Here is a 15832-nt window from a genome sequence, read left to right as displayed (position 1 = left end):
GATGCCGCCATGATCCCCCGCACAGCCTCCGCTGCCACCGACCTGAGCGCCAATCTTGCCATCGACACCAAGGGCATGTCCGAGCTGCGCCAGTCGGCGCGTGCCGGTTCGCCCGAGGCGCTGAAAACCGCGGCCACCCAGTTCGAAGCGATGTTCGTCAACATGATGATGAAGAGCATGCGCGATGCTACGCCGCAAGACGGTTTGATGGACAACCAGCAAACGAAGATGTTCACCACCATGCTCGACCAGCAGACCAGCCAGGACATCGCCAAGAAAGGCCTGGGCCTGGCCGACGTGCTGGTGCGCCAGCTGTCGAAAACCTTGCCGCCGGTGGATGGTGTGCCGACTGATCCGGCCATGACGCGCGCCCTGATGGAGCAGGCCAGGTTGCAGCGCTCGATCGAAGCCAGCGGCGGGGCGGCGGCGATGTCCAAGGCGGCGACCAGCACGGCAGCGGCCAGCGACAAGCCGGCCCACGTGCGCAGCTTCCAGGACAAACTGGCCAGCCACGCGGAAGAAGCCAGCCGCGCTTCCGGCATCCCGGCCAAGTTCATGCTCGGCCAGGCCGCGCTGGAAACCGGCTGGGGCCGCCGCGAAATCAAGGGCCGCGACGGCAGCAACAGCCACAACCTGTTTGGCATCAAGGCCGGCCCGGACTGGAAGGGCCGTGTTGTCGAAACGGCTACAACTGAGTATATCAACGGCAAGCCGCAGACCCGCGTCGAGAAGTTCCGCGCCTACGACAGCTATGCCGACAGCTTCAAGGACTACGCCCGCCTGCTGAGCAGCAATCCGCGCTATGAAAAAGCGCTGGCGGCAGCCAACGGCACCGATGCCGCCGGGTTTGCCAAGGGCTTGCAGCGCGCCGGCTACGCCACCGATCCCAACTATGCCAGCAAGCTGGCCGGCATTATCAAGCGCACTCTTGCCTGACGAACATCAAGTTTTGTCGGGATGTGCCGTAAACTGAATATCTAGCGAAGGTAATTAATAAAATGTCCTTACTCAGCATCGGTAAAAGTGGTTTGTTGGCTGCCCAGACGGGCCTGGCCACCACTGGGCACAACATTACCAACGCCAACGTGCTCGGCTATAACCGGCAGGTGGTGGTGCAGAGCACCACGCAGCCGATCCAGACCGGCGAAGGTTTTCTCGGCACCGGCACCGAAGTGGCGCAGATCAAGCGCGTCTATGACGACTTCCTGAACCGCCAATTGCTGGGCGCCCAGACCAACCAGGCCCAGCTCGACACCTATTTCAACCAGGTCAGCCAGATCGACAACCTGCTGGCCGATACCACGGTCGGCCTGGGACCGGCACTGCAGAGCTTCTTCAGCGGCGTGCAGAATGCCAACTCGAACCCGCAGTCGACCGCGGCGCGCCAGGCCATGCTGTCCGCGGCAGAATCGCTGGCATCGCGCTTTAACGGTCTGTCCAGCCGCATGAAGGAATTGAACGAGGGCGTCAACACCGGCGTCGCCGCCAGCGTCAACGAAATCAATTCCTTCGCGCGCCGTATCGCCGAGCTGAACAATACGATTGCCGGCCTGTCGGTCGACCCATCGGCCTTGCCGAGCGACCTGATGGACCAGCGCGACGCATTGATCGCGGAGATGAACAAGCAGGTCCAGGTGACTGTCAGGCCGGCCGAGAACAATATGCTGAACGTTTCGTTCGGCACCGGCCAGCCGCTGGTGATCGGTAATCGCAGCCAGGAACTGGCCACGGCGCCTTCGACCTTTGACCCGGAGCGCATCGTGGTCGGCTACCGCACCCAGGGCGGCACTTTCTCGCAGCTGCCCGACAGCGTGCTGACCGGCGGCCAGTTGGGCGGCCTGATCGATTTCCGCAATAGCGGCCTGGACGTGGCAAATGCCAACCTCGGCAAGATCGCCGCCGGCCTGGCCGATGCTTTCAATGACCAGCACAAGCTGGGCATCGACCTGGATGGCAACCTGGGCGGCAACTTCTTCAAGGACATCCACGCCTATGTCGGCTACGACACGCGCAACTCGCCATCGAGCACGGTGAAAATCGATGCGGTAGTGGTTGACGCGGCCAAGCTGACCGCGTCGGACTACGACATTAACTACAACGGCACCGACTTCATCGTGACGCGCGCCAGCGATGGCGTGACCACGACCATTTCGCCCTATCCGCAGACCCAGCCGCAAGTGATCGATGGCGTCGCCTTCTCCATCACCGGTGCGGCCGGCGGCCCCGACCACTTCCTGGTGCGCCCGACCTATAACGCGGCGCAGGATTTCGGCGTCGAACTGAAAGACCGCAACAAGATTGCGCTGGGAGCGCCGATCAGCACTTCGGTGCCGACCGCCAATACCGGCACCGGCAAGATCAGTGCCGGTGCGGTGAACTCGAACTACCTGTTGCCGGGCAACCAGTTGGCGGCGCCGGTCACGCTGACCTACAACAGCGCGACCAACCAGCTTAGCGGCTTCCCGACGGCTGTCGACGTCACGGTCAATGGCACCACCACGAACTATCCGGCCGGCACCCCGGTGCCGTACACCGCTGGCGCCAAGATGACGTTCCAGGGCATCGAGATCGAGATCACCGGCAACCCTGCCAACAACGACAAGTTCACCATCTCGCCTGGCAGCGGCGTGGGTGACGCGCGCAATGGCGTGCTGCTGGCAGGCCTGCAAACGAAGAACATCCTGGACGATGGCCACGCCACCTTCCAGGCCAGCTACGCGCAGATGGTCAACTTTGTCGGCAACAAGACACGTGAAGTGCAGATCGCCGGTGCTGCGGCCGATACCACCGTGGAGCAGGCCCAGGCCGCGCGCGATTCGGTCTCCGGCGTGAACCTGGACGAAGAAGCATCCAACTTGCTGCGCTACCAGCAGGCCTACCAGGCATCCGGCAAGGTGATCCAGGTGGCAAGCGAACTGTTTGATACCCTGCTTTCGCTGGGCAGGTAAGATTTTTGAAGGAATAGCATCATGGTCATGCGTATTGCCACCCGGACGATTTACGAGAACGGCGTCAGCCAGCTGAACACGCTGCAGGCGCAACTGCAGAAGACGCAGCTGCAGTTATCGACCATGCGGCGCGTTGTGACACCGTCGGACGACCCGGTCGCGTCGGCACGCGCGCTGGAAGTGTCGCAGTCGAAATCAATCAACACCCAGTACGTCACCAATCGCACGAACGCCAATGCCTCGCTGTCGCTGGTGGACAATACGCTGGCGAACACCGACGACCTGCTGCAGGAAGTCAAGAGCAAGATCGTCGCCGCAGGCAACCCAGGGTTCACGCTCGCCGACCGCGAAGCGCTGGCGAAGGAACTGGAGGGGCGCCTGGAAGACTTGCTGGGCCAGGCCAACGCTACCGACGGCAGCGGCGCCTACCTGTTCTCCGGCTACAAGAGCGACATCCAGCCATTTACCCGTTCCGCTACCGGCGCCACTTATAACGGCGACCAGGGCCAGCGCGAACTGCAGGTGGCCTCGTCGCGCAAGCTGGCGACCAGCGAGACTGGCTCGGCCATCTTCGAAAGCAATATCACCGGCAACGGCACCTTCCAGACCAGCGTCGACCCGAACAACTATACCCGTGGCGGCACCGGCATCATTTCCCCGGGCGTGGTGAAGACCCCTTCGGCAGTGACTGGCCACAACTACACTCTGAATTTCACCGTGACCGGCACGCCGGCGGTGACTACCTATACCGTCAACGACGTCACTGCTGGCACTGCCGTCGCGTCGAACGTCCCCTATGTGTCCGGCCAGCCGATTGCTTTCGATGGCATCCAGATGGATATCACCGGGGCGCCGGCCAACGGCGACGTGTTCAACGTTGACCCGAGCAAGAACCAGTCGGTGTTCGAAACCATGACAACCCTGATCGCCGCGTTGCGCGGCCCGAGCGGTACGCCGCAGGCAGGTACGGCATTGACGAACGCGCTGAACCTGGCCAACCAGAACATCACCAACTCGCTGGACAACGTGCTGTCGGTACGCGCATCCGTCGGCGCCCGCCTGAGCGAGCTGGATCACCTCGACAGCGCTGGCGACGACCTGAACCTGCAATATGCGAGCCAGTTGTCCGACCTGGTCGACCTGGACCCGGTGGAAGCCATTTCCCGCTTCACGCAGCAGCAAACCACGCTGGAAGCAGCGCAGAAATCCTACAAGGCGCTGACTGGTTTGTCGTTGTTTAACTTGATCTGAGGCTTGCGTTAAAAAAGTCGGGGTCAGGTCTGGCAATCAGACACGGCCTCAGCCGTAGGCGTCGCCTACGGCTGAGGCCGTGTCTGATTGCCAGACCTGACCCCGACTTTTTTCCTGCTATCCCACTCGCGCGGCAATTGCCGCGCTTTTTCTATGCCCTCGTTGACCAGCGACTGGATCGGCATGCTCATGTAGGGCAGGGTCATGGTCAGCGTCAGGAAGCCCACGCCCAGGGTGATCGGGAAGCCGATGCCGAACAGGTTCAGTTGCGGCGCGGCGCGCGTCAGGATGCCCAGCGCGACGTTGGTGATCAGCAGGGCCGCGACAATCGGCAGCGACAGCTGCAGGCCTGCCGTGAAGATCTTCGAGCCCCACAACGCAAGGTCCCAGAAGCCATCGTTATGGAAGGCGATGGCGGCTACCGGCAGCGTGTAGAAGCTTTCCGCCAGCGCCTCGATCAGCACCAGGTGGGCATTCACCGCCAGCACTGCCAACGTCACCACCCACACCAGGAATTGCGACACCGCCGAGGAGCGGCCTTGCGACATCGGGTCGAAGAAGCTGGCGAAACCGAGGCCCATGGTCAGGCTGGAAATCTCGCCCGCCATTTCCACTGCTGCAAACACCAGGCGCATCGCGAAGCCCATGCCGGCGCCGATCACGATTTCACGCGCCAGCACCGACAGTCCGGCCCAGCCGGCAGGATCGAGCGCCGGCATGGCCGGCACGGCTGGTGCGACCACCATGGCGATCAGCACGCCCAGCGCGAGCTTGACGTTCTGCGGGATGCGGGCATTGCCGAAAATGGGGGAGGCCGCAATCAGCGACAGGATGCGAGCTGCCGGCCATAACAGGGCGGCGATCCAGGTGTTCAGTTCAGCGGCGGTGACGACCAGCATCGGTCACGAGACCAGCGAAGGAATGCCAGTCAGCACCTGCCGCATATAGTCGACCATCACCGAAATCATCCACGGTCCCGCCACCACCAGGGTGACGAACACGCCGACCAGCTTCGGGATGAAGGACAGGGTCGCCTCGTTGATCTGGGTGGCGGCCTGGAAGATCGAGACCACCAGGCCGATCAGCAACGCCACCAGCAGCAGCGGCGCGGCCACCATCAGCGTGACTTCCATGGCCTGGCGGCCCATGGTCATGACTGTTTCAGGCGTCATTGCCAGCCTCCCTAATAGAAGCTCTGGGACAACGAGCCCAGCAGCAATTGCCAGCCATCGACCAGCACGAACAGCATCAGCTTGAACGGCAGTGAAATCACGGCGGGCGACATCATCATCATACCCATCGACATCAGCACCGACGCCACCACCATGTCGATGATGAGGAAGGGGATGAAGATGGCAAAGCCGATCTGGAAGGCGGTCTTCAGTTCGGAGGTGATGAAGGCCGGCACCAGGATCTTGAGCGGCACGTCTTCCGGCCCTTGCAGTTCCTGGCTGCGCGATATCTTGACAAACAGGGCCAGGTCGGACTGGCGCGTCTGCTTCAGCATGAAAGTCTTCAGCGGCGCGGCCGAGCGCTCCATCGCCTGCTGCATGGTGATCTTGTTGTCCTGCAGCGGCACCCAGGCGTCGGTGTAGATCTTGTCGAACACCGGGCTCATGACGAAGAAGGTCAGGAACAGCGACAGGCCGATGATGACCTGGTTGGGCGGCGCCGACTGCGTGCCGAGCGCCTGGCGCAGCAACGAGAGCACGATCACGATGCGGGTAAAGCCGGTCATCATCAGCAGCGCTGCCGGGATGAAGGTCAGCGCCGTCATCAGGATCAGCGTTTGCAGCGTCAGGCCGTAGTTGGTGCCGCCGCCCGCGGCGGGCGTGCTGGTGAAGGCAGGGATGGTCGGTTCGGCCGCCGCCAGCAAGGGCAGCAATAGCGCCGCGCCGGCAGCCGCGCAGCCGGCCATGCGCCACGCGCGTTTATTTGCCATTGCGCTTTTCAATCGTCTGTTTGAACCATTCGGCGAAATTCGCGCCAGGCACCGGCTGGGCGCCGGCCAGTTCGGTTTCGTCGCTTTCCTGGCGCGGCATGGTCGCCAGGGCATTCATGCGGCCAGGCGAGGCGCCGACCACGATCCATTGCTCGCCGACTTCCACCAGCAGGATGCGTTCGCGGGCGCCGACACTCAGCGCCCCGACCAGCTTGAGCTTGCTGCCGCCCGTGATGTGTTTCGGGCCGAAACGCTTCAGCAGCCAGGCCAGGCCGACCAGCAGGGCGATGACAAAGCCCAGCGACAGGATGGTCTGGAACAGCGAACCGGCAGCGGACGGTGCTTGTGCCGCCAGCACATTGCTCGGCGCCTGGGCGTTGGCGGCACGGGCGCCGGCCATGGCGGCCTGCTGTTCGGGTGTCGCCGCTGGCGCGGCGGCCGGTGCAGTAGTTTGCGCGGCGCCAGGCGCAACTGGGCTGGCGGCATTGGCCGGGGCAGCTTGCGAACTGGTGGAAATGGTGTCTGGGGCGGACGCTTGCTGCGCCAGCGCAGGCGCGCCGGCGAGACAGAAGACGGCCGCCATGGTCAGCGGCCGCAGCAGGTAAAAGGCAGGAATGCTCTGCTTCATTTATTCAATTTTCGGATGCGTTCGGAAGGCGTGATGATATCGGTCAGGCGGATACCGAACTTGTCGTTCACCACCACCACCTCGCCCTGGGCGATCAGGCAGCCGTTGACCAGCACGTCCATCGGTTCGCCGGCCAGGCCATCCAGTTCCACCACCGAGCCCTGCGCCAGTTGCAGCAGGTTCTTGATGGCGATCTTGGTACGGCCCAGCTCCACAGTCAGCTGGACCGGGATATCGAGGATGAAGTCGATATCGTTATGGGTTTCGGTCTTGTTCGGCTGCTTGGAAAAGTCCTTGAACACGGCAGCAGTGGCAGCCTGGTTCTGCATCGCGGCAGCCTCGGCAGCGGCCTGCTCGGCAATCGCGGCGCCCCAATCGTCATCCATGCTTGTATCGTCGTCTTGATTATCCGCCATGTTTCTCTCCTAGCTTTATTTCATATTATCCGCGTTTGCCAGCAGTTTCTCCACCTTCAATGCGTATTGCCCGTTCAACACCCCGTAGGTGCAATCGAGCACAGGCACGCCATCCACGGTCGCCTCGATGGTGTCCGGGATGTTGAGTGGGATCACGTCGCCGACCTTCATGTTCAGGATTTCGTCGAAATTGACCTTGGCAGTGCCGAGCTTGGCCACCAGTTCCACTTCGGCGATCTGGATCTGCTGCGTCATCAGGCGAATCCAGCGCTTGTCCACTTCCAGCGCCTCGCCCTGCAGCGAGGAGGTCAGCGCGTCGCGGATCGGCTCGATCATCGAGTACGGCATGCAGAAGTGGATCTGGCCCGATACGGACCCCAGTTCAATCGTGAAGGTCGACGCCACCACCACCTCGTTCGGCGTGGCGATGTTGGCAAACTGCGTATTCATTTCGGAACGGATGTACTCGAATTCCACCGGGTACACGGGTTCCCACGACTTGGTATAGGCCTCGAACACGATGTCGAGGATGCGCAGGATGATGCGCTGCTCGGTCTGGGTAAAGTCGCGGCCTTCCACGCGCGTGTGGAAGCGGCCGTCGCCGCCGAACAGGTTGTCGACCAGCAGGAACACCAGGCCCGGGTCGAACACCATCAGGGCGGTGCCGCGCAGCGGCTTCATGTGCACCAGGTTGAGGTTGGTCGGCACCACCAGGTTGCGGATGAACTCGGAATACTTGGAGACCCGCACCGAGCCCACCGACACTTCCGCGCTGCGGCGCAGGAAGTTGAACAGGCCCACGCGCAGCAGGCGCGCAAAGCGCTCGTTGATAATTTCCAGGGTCGGCATACGGCCCCGGACGATGCGTTCCTGCGTCGCCAGGTTGTAGGTCCGGACACCCGAGGTCTCCTCCGGCGCAGCGACGTCGTCCTGGTCGCCGTTGACGCCCTTCAGGAGGGCATCGACTTCTTCCTGGGAGAGAAAATTATCAGCCATGCTTCACCCGGGCCTTACTGGATGATGAATGCGGTAAACAACACTTCGGAGACTTCCTGCGGCTCGCCGCCGTTTTCAAACGGCAGGTTGACCGCTTCCATGATGTCCTTGCTCAACTGCTGCTTGCCTTCCGGAGTGTTGATCTCGGATGCGTGCTTGCTCGACAGCAGTAGCAGGATGCGGCTGCGCACCTTCGGCATATTGGTCTTGATGACCTCCGACTCTTCCAGGCTGCTGGCCTGCAGCGTGATCGCCAGTTGCAGGTACTGGTCGCCATTTTCCGGCTGCAGGTTGACCGTGAACTGGTCCACAGGGATATAGACCGGCGGGCCGGCTTTCTTGGCCGGTTTCTTGGCTTTCTTGTTGGGCTTGGCTTCTTCAGAATGTTCGTCGCCGCTATCGCCATGCAGCATGAACCAGGCCCCGGCGCCCCCGGCCAGTGCGAGCACCAGCACGGCTGCCAGGATGATGATCAGCTTTTTCTTACCGCCACCTGCCGGCGGTGCTGCTTCTGCCTTAGCATCAGCCTTCATTTTTGGATTCGCTTTCAATTCTGCTGCCTTGGATGCAAGAGTTGGATCATGACGCCATTATGTCATTATCGCGAAAGCTTTCGGGGAGCGATGCGCCGAAAAGAGGCAGGAAGCAGGGCTATCTCTGCCTTAGGCGAATGTATCGACAGCGCTGAGCACGCTGCGCCGCACTTGAGGGGCTGCTTGCGGGGCCTGCTCCGCATTGTCATTCTGTCCATCGGCGACGCCGCGGCCACGCCCGGCGGCTGCCATATCAGCGAACGCTTGCTGCTGGTCCTGGCTGCCAGAGGAAACGCTGGTGTCGCCGAGCGTGATGCCGGCTTCACCCATGGTTTCGCGCAGCTTCGGCAGTGCTTGCTCAAGCGCTTCGCGCACTTCCGGCTGGGCAGCGGTGAAGGCCACGCTGGCCTGGTCATTGGAGACGCTCAGCACCACTTGCAGCGGGCCGAGGTCGGGCGGGTTCAGGGTCAGGGTGGCGCTCTGCTCGCCGCCATTGACCATCCAGACAACTTTCTGGCCCAGCTGGTGATCCCAGCCCTGGCTGCCGACGCGGGCGTGCAGCTGGTTGCTGGCCAGGGCCTGGGCGGCTTGTGCATTCGCTGCGCCGGCTGGCGCCAGGGCGGTAGCGGCTGCCTGCAGGGCGCTGGCCTGCGGCTGGATGGCGTGTTTGGTGTCCAGCGCGGCGGCATCGGCGGCCTTGCCGGCGTCGGCGCTGGCCTGTTGCAGGGCGGCCTGGAAATCGCTGCGCGGTTGGGCGGCGGCTTTGTCGCTGCCGCCGGCAGCCGCGGACGATGCACTGGCGTCGCCGGTTTCGGCGGCTGCGCCGTGGCGTGCCTTCGCCAGCGCGTCTGCCAGGGATGGATCTTGTGCTTTGCCGGCGCCTTCTGCCGCAGCTTTCGCTGCCAGCAATGCCTCCTGGTCGACGGGCATGCCTTCCGCTGGCAGGCGCTCGGCAATGCCGTTCCTGCCGCCTTTGCCGGACAGTACGGCATCGCTGGCCAGTTCGGCCTCGGTGGCCCGGCCGTCTTTGGTGGAGGCTGCTGCCGCAGCGGCTGCCGCGCTTGCTGCGCTGGCCGCGTCGGCCGCGGTTGGCTGGGCCAGGCCCTGGATCATGGCCAGCATGTCGGCGACGGCATCGTTGGCCGCTTGCTGGCTATCGGTTTCGTCGCTGGCCGCGCCGGCACTGCTGGAGGCGTTGGCGGCAGTGGCAGAGCTGGCAGATGCCGCGTCGGCCGGCGCCGGCTGCGCGTCCGCAGGCGCAGCGGCATGATTGGCCTGGTTTGGCTGCTCGCTTTGCTGGGCCTTGGCAGGCGCCTGAGCTTGCGTGGCCGGTTTGTTGGCTGGCGCTGGCGCGCTGGATGCCGGTTTCGCTTGCTGGCTTGGCTGCTGCGCGGCAGGTTTCGGCGCCTCGGCGCGGCGCGGCGCGGCATTCGCTTGCGGCTGCAGCGATGGCGGCAAGGCCCTGGCCTGGCGTTCGATCTGGCTGTTCAGGGCCTGTGCGAACTGCTTGTCTTCCTGCGCGCCATTGGACGAACGGCTACCAGCCGAATTGCCGGAAAGAAGAGGGGAGTTCTGGACAGTCTGGGTTTGCATGATCGAATCGGTCTAGCGTTTGAAAAATGCCTGGCGGGAGGCGTGTTCATCCATGGCCTTCTGGTCGCGCTTGGCTTCCTTCTTGAGCTCCTGGGCTTCGGCCCGGTCGCGCAGGGTGGAATAGGACATGCGCTTGCGTTCGGCGTCCTGCCACAACTGCTTCTCCTTGTCGCCGCGTGCCTTGCTGTGACGGACCACTTCCTGCTGGCCCTGGATCGCAGTATCCAGTTTCTCCATGAAAGCCTGGAAATTGCGATACGCCATCGGCGTGATGCCTTGCTGCTGCGAAGCGTCGAAACGGCGGCCGTATTCGTCGCGGTAACCAACCAGCATGTTCAGCTTCTCTTCCGCGTCCGCCACGGCTTTCAAGGCCGCGCCAAGGCGCTTGGCAGCGTCGTCGGTTTCCCGCTGCGCCAGGTCGATCAGGGTTTCAAGTTGCTGGGTAGAGGCCATGATAGTCAATTATATGCAAGGCCAAACGCACCAATCAGTCGAATAGAGAGGTTAACTGCCCCAAGCTCTCGGGCATGTTCACCTGCTCCGTAATTTGCTGTTGCAGGAATTGTTCAATCTTATCGTGCAGGTTGATGGCCTGGTCAAGCACCGGATCGGTGCCCGGCGTGTACGCCCCGACAGCGATCAGGTCGCGGCTGCGTTCGTAGCGCGAAAACAACTGTTTCAGCCGGCGCGCCTGGTTCTGGTGGGTGTGAGATGTGATCGAGTGCATGGCACGGCTGATTGACTGTTCGATATCAATTGCCGGGTAGTGGCCGGCTTCCGCCAGGCGACGGTTGAGCACGATGTGGCCGTCCAGGATCGCGCGCGCCGAGTCGGCGATCGGATCCTGCTGGTCGTCGCCCTCGGTCAATACGGTGTAGAAAGCCGTGATCGAGCCGCCGCCCAGTTCGCCATTGCCGGCGCGCTCGACCAGCACTGGCAATTTTGCAAACACGGAAGGCGGGTAACCTTTGGTGGCTGGCGGCTCGCCAATGGCCAGGGCGATTTCGCGCTGCGCCATCGCGTAGCGGGTCAGCGAATCCATGATCAGCAGGACGTTCTGGCCCTTGTCGCGGAAGTGCTCGGCGATCGCGGTGGAATACGCCGCCCCCTGCATGCGCATCAGCGGCGGCGTGTCGGCCGGTGCTGCCACGACGACGGAACGGCGCAAGCCTTCCTCGCCCAGGATCTGCTCGATGAACTCCTTCACCTCACGTCCCCGCTCGCCGATCAGGCCGACCACGATGATGTCGGCTTCGGTGTAGCGCGCCATCATGCCGAGCAGCACGGACTTGCCGACGCCGGAGCCGGCAAACAGCCCCATGCGCTGGCCGCGTCCCACCGTCAGCATGGCATTGATGCAGCGCACGCCGACGTCCAGCGTTTCCACGATCGGTGCGCGGCCCAGCGGGTTGGCGGGACGCACATTGATCGGCGCCGAATCGCTGGTCTGGATCGGGCCCAGGCCGTCGAGAGGGCGGCCGGCGCCATCGACCACGCGGCCAAGCAGCTCGGGGCCAACGGGCAAATGGCGCGCGCGGTCGCTGGGGCGGCGGCGCGGGTGGTTGACGCTGCCGGGCTTCGGCACGCTCTGTTCTACCGGGAACACGCGGGTGCCGGGGATGATGCCTTCGACGTCGCTTTGCGGCATCAGGAACAGCTTGTCACCCTCGAAGCCGACCACTTCGGCTTCGACCTTGCCGCCGGAGGGCAGGGGCACGGTACAGGCCGCGCCGACCGCCAGGCGCAAGCCGACTGCTTCCATTACCAGGCCCGCCACGCGGGTGACGCGGCCCGACACTTGCATCGGTTCGACGAAATCGACCAGCGTTGCGCAATCGTTCAGGTAAGAACGCCAGCGGCCCGCGTGCACCTGTGGGTCGGGGGCGCCCATCTCAATCGATCCAGTCAATGTCTTTGCCAAGCGCCAGGCTCAGGCGCTGCCAGCGCGACGCCACGGTGGCATCGATCTGGTTGGAGGCTGTATCGACCTTGCACCCGCCACGTTCGACGGTCGGGTCATCGATCACGCGCCAGCCGCCTTTGTCGAGTTCTTCCGCAATGCTCTCGCGCACCACGGCGGCGTCTTCCGGATTCAGGATCAGCAGTGCCGGCTGCTGCAGCACCGGCAGGTATTCGATGGCCTCGCGCACGATCGGCAGGATCAGTTCCGGCTTCACGCGCAGGGCAGTCTTGATCATGCCCTTGGCCAGGTGCAGCGACAGTTCCAGCACCTCATTGCTGATGGCCTGGTCGGCTTCGCGCAGCGCGCTGCTGAAGTTGTCGGCGATCTCGCGCACCGGTGCAATCGCTTGCTCGGTGGCGGCGCGCGCTTCGTCCAGGGCCTGCGCCGCGCCTTCGTCGTGGCCGGCCTTGAAGCCGGCGTCATAGCCCTGCTGGCGTGCTTCCTCGCGGATCGCGGCCAGTTCTTCTTCGCTTGGATATTCCGGGGCAGGAGCCGGTTCCGCCGCGTATTCGGCTTGCTCGACTTCCGCCTGTGCGGCGGCTTCGGCGGCCAGGGCGGCGCGCACTTCCGCCTCCTCGCGTTCGCGCTGGGCCACCACGCTCGGGCGCGCGTCGCCGAAGGATTGCAACTCCCAGCGCTGGTAGGCCGTCTGTTTTTCTTTCGGGATGCTTGTCATCAGACGAAGGAATCCTCACCCTTGCCGCCCAGCACGATCTGGCCTTCATCCGCCAGGCGGCGCACAATCTGCAGGATCTGCTTCTGCTGCGTCTCCACTTCGGACAGGCGTACCGGGCCTTTGTTTTCCAAATCTTCGCGCATCATTTCGGAGGCGCGCGCCGACATGTTCTTGAAGATCTTGTCGCGCAAGTCCTGCGAAGCGCCTTTCAGCGCAATGATCAGCATTTCGGACTGCACTTCGCGCAGCAGCAGCTGGATGCCGCGGTCATCGACGTCGATCAGGTTGTCGAACACGAACATTTCGTCCATGATCTTCTGCGCCATGTCGTTGTCGTAGTTCTTGATATTGTCCATCACGTTCTGTTCCTGTTCGCCGGACATGAAGTTCAGGATCTCGGCCGCGGCGCGCACGCCGCCCAGGGTCGATTTCTTGATATTTTCATTGCCGGACAGAAGCTTGGTCAGCACGTCGTTCAGCTCGCGCAAGGCGGCCGGCTGCACCCCATCCAGCGTGGCGATCCGCAGCACCGCGTCGTTGCGCAGGCGGTCGGTGAAGTGGCCCAGGATTTCGCAGGCCTGGTCGCGCTCCAGGTGGACCAGGATGGTGGCGATGATCTGCGGATGTTCGTTGCGGATCAATTCGGCGACCGATTGCGAATCCATCCACTTCAGCGATTCGATGCCGGAAGCATCCTTGCCGCCCAAAATGCGCGACAGCAGGACCGACGCCTTGTCGTCGCCCAGCGCCTTGGTCAGCACCTGGCGGATGTATTCGTCCGAATCGAGGCCCACGGTGGAAGCGGCCGCGTACTGGTCGCGGAAATCGTCCAGCACGTCAACCACCATTTCATGCGGGATGTTCTTCATGGTGGCCATCGATGCGCCCAGCTTCAGCACCTCGCGCGGGCCGAGGAACTTCATCACCTCGGCCGCCTCGGCTTCGCCCATGGCCAGCATCAGGATGGCGGCCTTTTGCAGTCCGGTATTCTCAGTCATTGTTGCCTATCCATTCCTTGATGACGTTGGCGACGATGCGCGGATCTTCCGCAGCCAGTTTCTTCGCCAGCGCCAGGTTGTCGCGGTAGGTGCGGGCAGTGTTTTCTTCCATCTTGGCGATCTCCTCCGCCAGCAATTCTTCCGGTGTCGGGCCGACTGGTTCCACGATAGGCTCCGGTTCTGGTTCCGGTTCCGGTTCGTTGATCTGGTCGATCTTCTTGAATACCGGACGCATCATCGGACGCACGATACGCAGCAGGATGTACAGCAGGATCAGGGCCGTAATCAGGAACTTCGCCAGTTCCTTGGCCAGCGGCAGGTTGGCCGGGTCGCGCCACCATTCGAGCGGTGCCTCCGGTTCCCTGTCGACGCCGTCGAATGGCGCGTTGGCCACGCTGACGGAATCGCCGCGGTCCTGGTTGTAGCCCATGGCTTCCTTGACCAGGCTGTTGATCTTGGCCATTTCGTCAGCGCTGAGCGGCTTGACGACGACCTTGCCGTTTTTATCGATGGTCCGACGATAGTTTACTACGACGCCGACGGTCATGCGCTTCAGTCCGGCCATTGCCTTCTGTTCATAGCGCACCGTCTTGTCGACTTCATAATTGGTTGTCGATTCCTTATGGCTTGGCCCGGCCGCGGCAGTCGCGGCGCCTGTGCCTGGCTGCCCCGGCGCACCGGCAGCGCCTGGCGGCGTGGTCGTCAGCGGGGCCGTGGCAACGCCCGGCGGCTGGTTCGACAGGGCGCCAGGAACGCCGCCGGGGTTGGCGTTGGCATTGCCGCTGGTCTCGCTGCTTTGCTGGCTGCGGATGGCCGAAGCGGCGGGCGGCGAGTTCGGCTTGTAGGTCTCGGCGGCTTGTTCGATGGCGGAGAAGTCGACGTCGGCCACAGCCTCGGCGCGCACATTGCCTTCGCCCACGATCGGGGTGATGATCGACTCGACCTGCTTGATGACTTGCTTCTGCATCTCCTGCACGTACTTGAGCTGGGATGCGTCGAGGTTCTTGGCGTTGTTGGCCGCGTTGCCGTTCTTGTTGATGTCGGACACCAGGTTGCCGGCCTGGTCGACCACGGTCACATTGGCCGGCGACAGCTCCGGCACGGAAGAAGCGACCAGGTGCACGATGGCGCTGACCTGGGCCGGATCGATCATGCGGTTGGCGTGCAGTTGCAAGATCACCGAAGCGGTGGGCTTCTGTTGGTCGCGGACGAAGACCGAAGGCTTCGGCAGGGCCAGGTGCACGCGCGCCGACTCCACCGCGCCGATGGACTGGATGGAGCGCGCCAGTTCGCCTTCCAGGGCGCGCTGGTAATTGACCTGTTCCAGGAACTGGGATACGCCCAGCTTCTGGTTTTCCATGACCTCAAAGCCGACATTGCCGCCTTTCGGCAAGCCCTGCTGGGCCAGGCGCAGGCGCACATTGTGCACTTGCTCGGCGGGCACGAGGATGGCCTGGCCGCCTTCGGCCAGCTTGTACTTGACCTGCATCTGGTCCAGTGCAGCGGTGATGGCGCCGCCATCCTTGTCGGTGTAATTGGCGAACAGGACCTTGTAATCCGGTTCCTTATTCCACATCCACAGGATCAGGATGAGCGCCAGGACGCCTGCCACGGCAGCGCCGCGAATCACCATCTTGCCCATAGGGGTCTGGAAGAAGGCGAAGCGGCCCCTGGGCGCCTGTTGGGCTTCTGGATCGTCGATATCGATTTGTTCGGCGGCTGCAGCCATGGGTAATCACTGTGGGTTAATGGGCCTGTTGCACATTATCAGGCGATGTTGCGTCCTTTAAATGCGTGAACAGGAGGCCGTTTGCCTTGCTGCTCAAGGCTATCCCCTTGCTTTCACACGGGTATTCTGGAAGCCTGAAAACAGGAATATTGTATCTTG

General features: G+C 63.0%; 16 protein-coding genes. 3 read left to right on the top strand and 13 right to left on the bottom strand.

Annotated features, from left to right (window positions below; genetic code table 11):
• Positions 1-9: 9 nt before the first annotated feature.
• From flgJ to flgL, 3 genes are all read left to right on the top strand, one after another.
• Positions 10-936, top strand: a complete 927-nt coding sequence (flgJ, locus tag ACN9MW_RS24815; RefSeq protein ID WP_426163775.1) for a flagellar assembly peptidoglycan hydrolase FlgJ — start codon at positions 10-12, stop codon at positions 934-936.
• 62 nt (positions 937-998) lie between these two features.
• Entirely contained in the window at positions 999-2948 is a 1950-nt protein-coding gene (flgK, locus tag ACN9MW_RS24810; protein ID WP_426163772.1) for a flagellar hook-associated protein FlgK, read from the top strand.
• Between the two features lie 21 nt (positions 2949-2969).
• Positions 2970-4199, top strand: coding sequence for a flagellar hook-associated protein FlgL (gene flgL, locus ACN9MW_RS24805; RefSeq protein ID WP_426163770.1), 1230 nt, complete (start codon positions 2970-2972; stop codon positions 4197-4199).
• Positions 4200-4264: 65 nt separating this feature from the next.
• On the opposite strand, the gene fliR is transcribed toward flgL, so the two are convergent.
• The 13 genes from fliR to fliF form a co-directional block, all read right to left on the bottom strand.
• Complete coding sequence (gene fliR / locus ACN9MW_RS24800; protein WP_426163767.1) at positions 4265-5098, bottom strand: flagellar biosynthetic protein FliR; 834 nt, start codon at positions 5096-5098, stop codon at positions 4265-4267.
• 3 nt (positions 5099-5101) lie between these two features.
• Positions 5102-5371, bottom strand: a complete 270-nt coding sequence (fliQ, locus tag ACN9MW_RS24795; protein ID WP_055930712.1) for a flagellar biosynthesis protein FliQ — start codon at positions 5369-5371, stop codon at positions 5102-5104.
• Between the two features lie 11 nt (positions 5372-5382).
• Positions 5383-6141: a flagellar type III secretion system pore protein FliP gene (gene fliP / locus ACN9MW_RS24790; RefSeq protein ID WP_426163764.1), complete on the bottom strand. Its 759-nt coding sequence runs from the start codon at positions 6139-6141 to the stop codon at positions 5383-5385.
• The gene (gene fliO / locus ACN9MW_RS24785) at positions 6131-6769 is read right to left on the bottom strand and encodes a flagellar biosynthetic protein FliO (RefSeq protein ID WP_426163762.1); all 639 of its coding nucleotides are present in this window, start codon (positions 6767-6769) and stop codon (positions 6131-6133) included. Before fliO ends, fliP begins: the two co-directional genes overlap by 11 nt.
• Positions 6766-7185 carry a flagellar motor switch protein FliN gene (gene fliN, locus ACN9MW_RS24780; protein ID WP_055930721.1) on the bottom strand — a complete coding sequence of 140 codons (420 nt, stop codon included), beginning with the start codon at positions 7183-7185 and terminating at the stop codon, positions 6766-6768. The genes fliO and fliN overlap by 4 nt, the downstream gene beginning before the upstream one ends.
• Positions 7186-7200: 15 nt before the next feature.
• Positions 7201-8181: a flagellar motor switch protein FliM gene (gene fliM, locus ACN9MW_RS24775; RefSeq protein ID WP_426163759.1), complete on the bottom strand. Its 981-nt coding sequence runs from the start codon at positions 8179-8181 to the stop codon at positions 7201-7203.
• A gap of 14 nt (positions 8182-8195) precedes the next feature.
• Positions 8196-8714, bottom strand: a complete 519-nt coding sequence (fliL, locus tag ACN9MW_RS24770) for a flagellar basal body-associated protein FliL (RefSeq protein WP_426163757.1) — start codon at positions 8712-8714, stop codon at positions 8196-8198.
• Between the two features lie 129 nt (positions 8715-8843).
• Positions 8844-10307, bottom strand: a complete 1464-nt coding sequence (locus ACN9MW_RS24765) for a flagellar hook-length control protein FliK (protein WP_426163755.1) — start codon at positions 10305-10307, stop codon at positions 8844-8846.
• Between the two features lie 12 nt (positions 10308-10319).
• Positions 10320-10760: a flagellar export protein FliJ gene (fliJ, locus tag ACN9MW_RS24760; protein ID WP_426163753.1), complete on the bottom strand. Its 441-nt coding sequence runs from the start codon at positions 10758-10760 to the stop codon at positions 10320-10322.
• 34 nt (positions 10761-10794) lie between these two features.
• A complete protein-coding gene (fliI, locus tag ACN9MW_RS24755) occupies positions 10795-12198 on the bottom strand; it encodes a flagellar protein export ATPase FliI (RefSeq protein ID WP_426172295.1) in 1404 nt (467 codons plus the stop codon).
• 1 nt (position 12199) lies between these two features.
• On the bottom strand, positions 12200-12946 hold the full coding sequence (locus ACN9MW_RS24750; RefSeq protein WP_426163751.1) for a flagellar assembly protein FliH: 747 nt from the start codon (positions 12944-12946) through the stop codon (positions 12200-12202).
• On the bottom strand, positions 12946-13944 hold the full coding sequence (gene fliG, locus ACN9MW_RS24745) for a flagellar motor switch protein FliG (protein WP_426163749.1): 999 nt from the start codon (positions 13942-13944) through the stop codon (positions 12946-12948). The genes ACN9MW_RS24750 and fliG overlap by 1 nt, the downstream gene beginning before the upstream one ends.
• On the bottom strand, positions 13937-15673 hold the full coding sequence (gene fliF, locus ACN9MW_RS24740) for a flagellar basal-body MS-ring/collar protein FliF (protein WP_426163747.1): 1737 nt from the start codon (positions 15671-15673) through the stop codon (positions 13937-13939). Before fliF ends, fliG begins: the two co-directional genes overlap by 8 nt.
• Between the last annotated feature and the right edge of the window lie 159 nt (positions 15674-15832).

This window comes from Pseudoduganella sp. R-34 (genome assembly GCF_049904655.1).
Taxonomy (GTDB): Bacteria; Pseudomonadota; Gammaproteobacteria; order Burkholderiales; family Burkholderiaceae_D; genus Rugamonas.
The sequence above is the reverse complement of the archived record's forward strand: the minus strand, read 5'-3'. Positions and strand labels throughout refer to the sequence as shown.

Coding starts and splice junctions, on each gene's coding strand:
- flgJ (WP_426163775.1), top strand. CDS start 10: ATGATCCCCCGCACAGCCTCCGCTGCCACCGACCTGAGCGCCAATCTT.
- flgK (WP_426163772.1), top strand. CDS start 999: ATGTCCTTACTCAGCATCGGTAAAAGTGGTTTGTTGGCTGCCCAGACG.
- flgL (WP_426163770.1), top strand. CDS start 2,970: ATGGTCATGCGTATTGCCACCCGGACGATTTACGAGAACGGCGTCAGC.
- fliR (WP_426163767.1), bottom strand. CDS start 5,098: ATGCTGGTCGTCACCGCCGCTGAACTGAACACCTGGATCGCCGCCCTG.
- fliQ (WP_055930712.1), bottom strand. CDS start 5,371: ATGACGCCTGAAACAGTCATGACCATGGGCCGCCAGGCCATGGAAGTC.
- fliP (WP_426163764.1), bottom strand. CDS start 6,141: ATGGCAAATAAACGCGCGTGGCGCATGGCCGGCTGCGCGGCTGCCGGC.
- fliO (WP_426163762.1), bottom strand. CDS start 6,769: ATGAAGCAGAGCATTCCTGCCTTTTACCTGCTGCGGCCGCTGACCATG.
- fliN (WP_055930721.1), bottom strand. CDS start 7,185: ATGGCGGATAATCAAGACGACGATACAAGCATGGATGACGATTGGGGC.
- fliM (WP_426163759.1), bottom strand. CDS start 8,181: ATGGCTGATAATTTTCTCTCCCAGGAAGAAGTCGATGCCCTCCTGAAG.
- fliL (WP_426163757.1), bottom strand. CDS start 8,714: ATGAAGGCTGATGCTAAGGCAGAAGCAGCACCGCCGGCAGGTGGCGGT.
- ACN9MW_RS24765 (WP_426163755.1), bottom strand. CDS start 10,307: ATGCAAACCCAGACTGTCCAGAACTCCCCTCTTCTTTCCGGCAATTCG.
- fliJ (WP_426163753.1), bottom strand. CDS start 10,760: ATGGCCTCTACCCAGCAACTTGAAACCCTGATCGACCTGGCGCAGCGG.
- fliI (WP_426172295.1), bottom strand. CDS start 12,198: ATGGGCGCCCCCGACCCACAGGTGCACGCGGGCCGCTGGCGTTCTTAC.
- ACN9MW_RS24750 (WP_426163751.1), bottom strand. CDS start 12,946: ATGACAAGCATCCCGAAAGAAAAACAGACGGCCTACCAGCGCTGGGAG.
- fliG (WP_426163749.1), bottom strand. CDS start 13,944: ATGACTGAGAATACCGGACTGCAAAAGGCCGCCATCCTGATGCTGGCC.
- fliF (WP_426163747.1), bottom strand. CDS start 15,673: ATGGCTGCAGCCGCCGAACAAATCGATATCGACGATCCAGAAGCCCAA.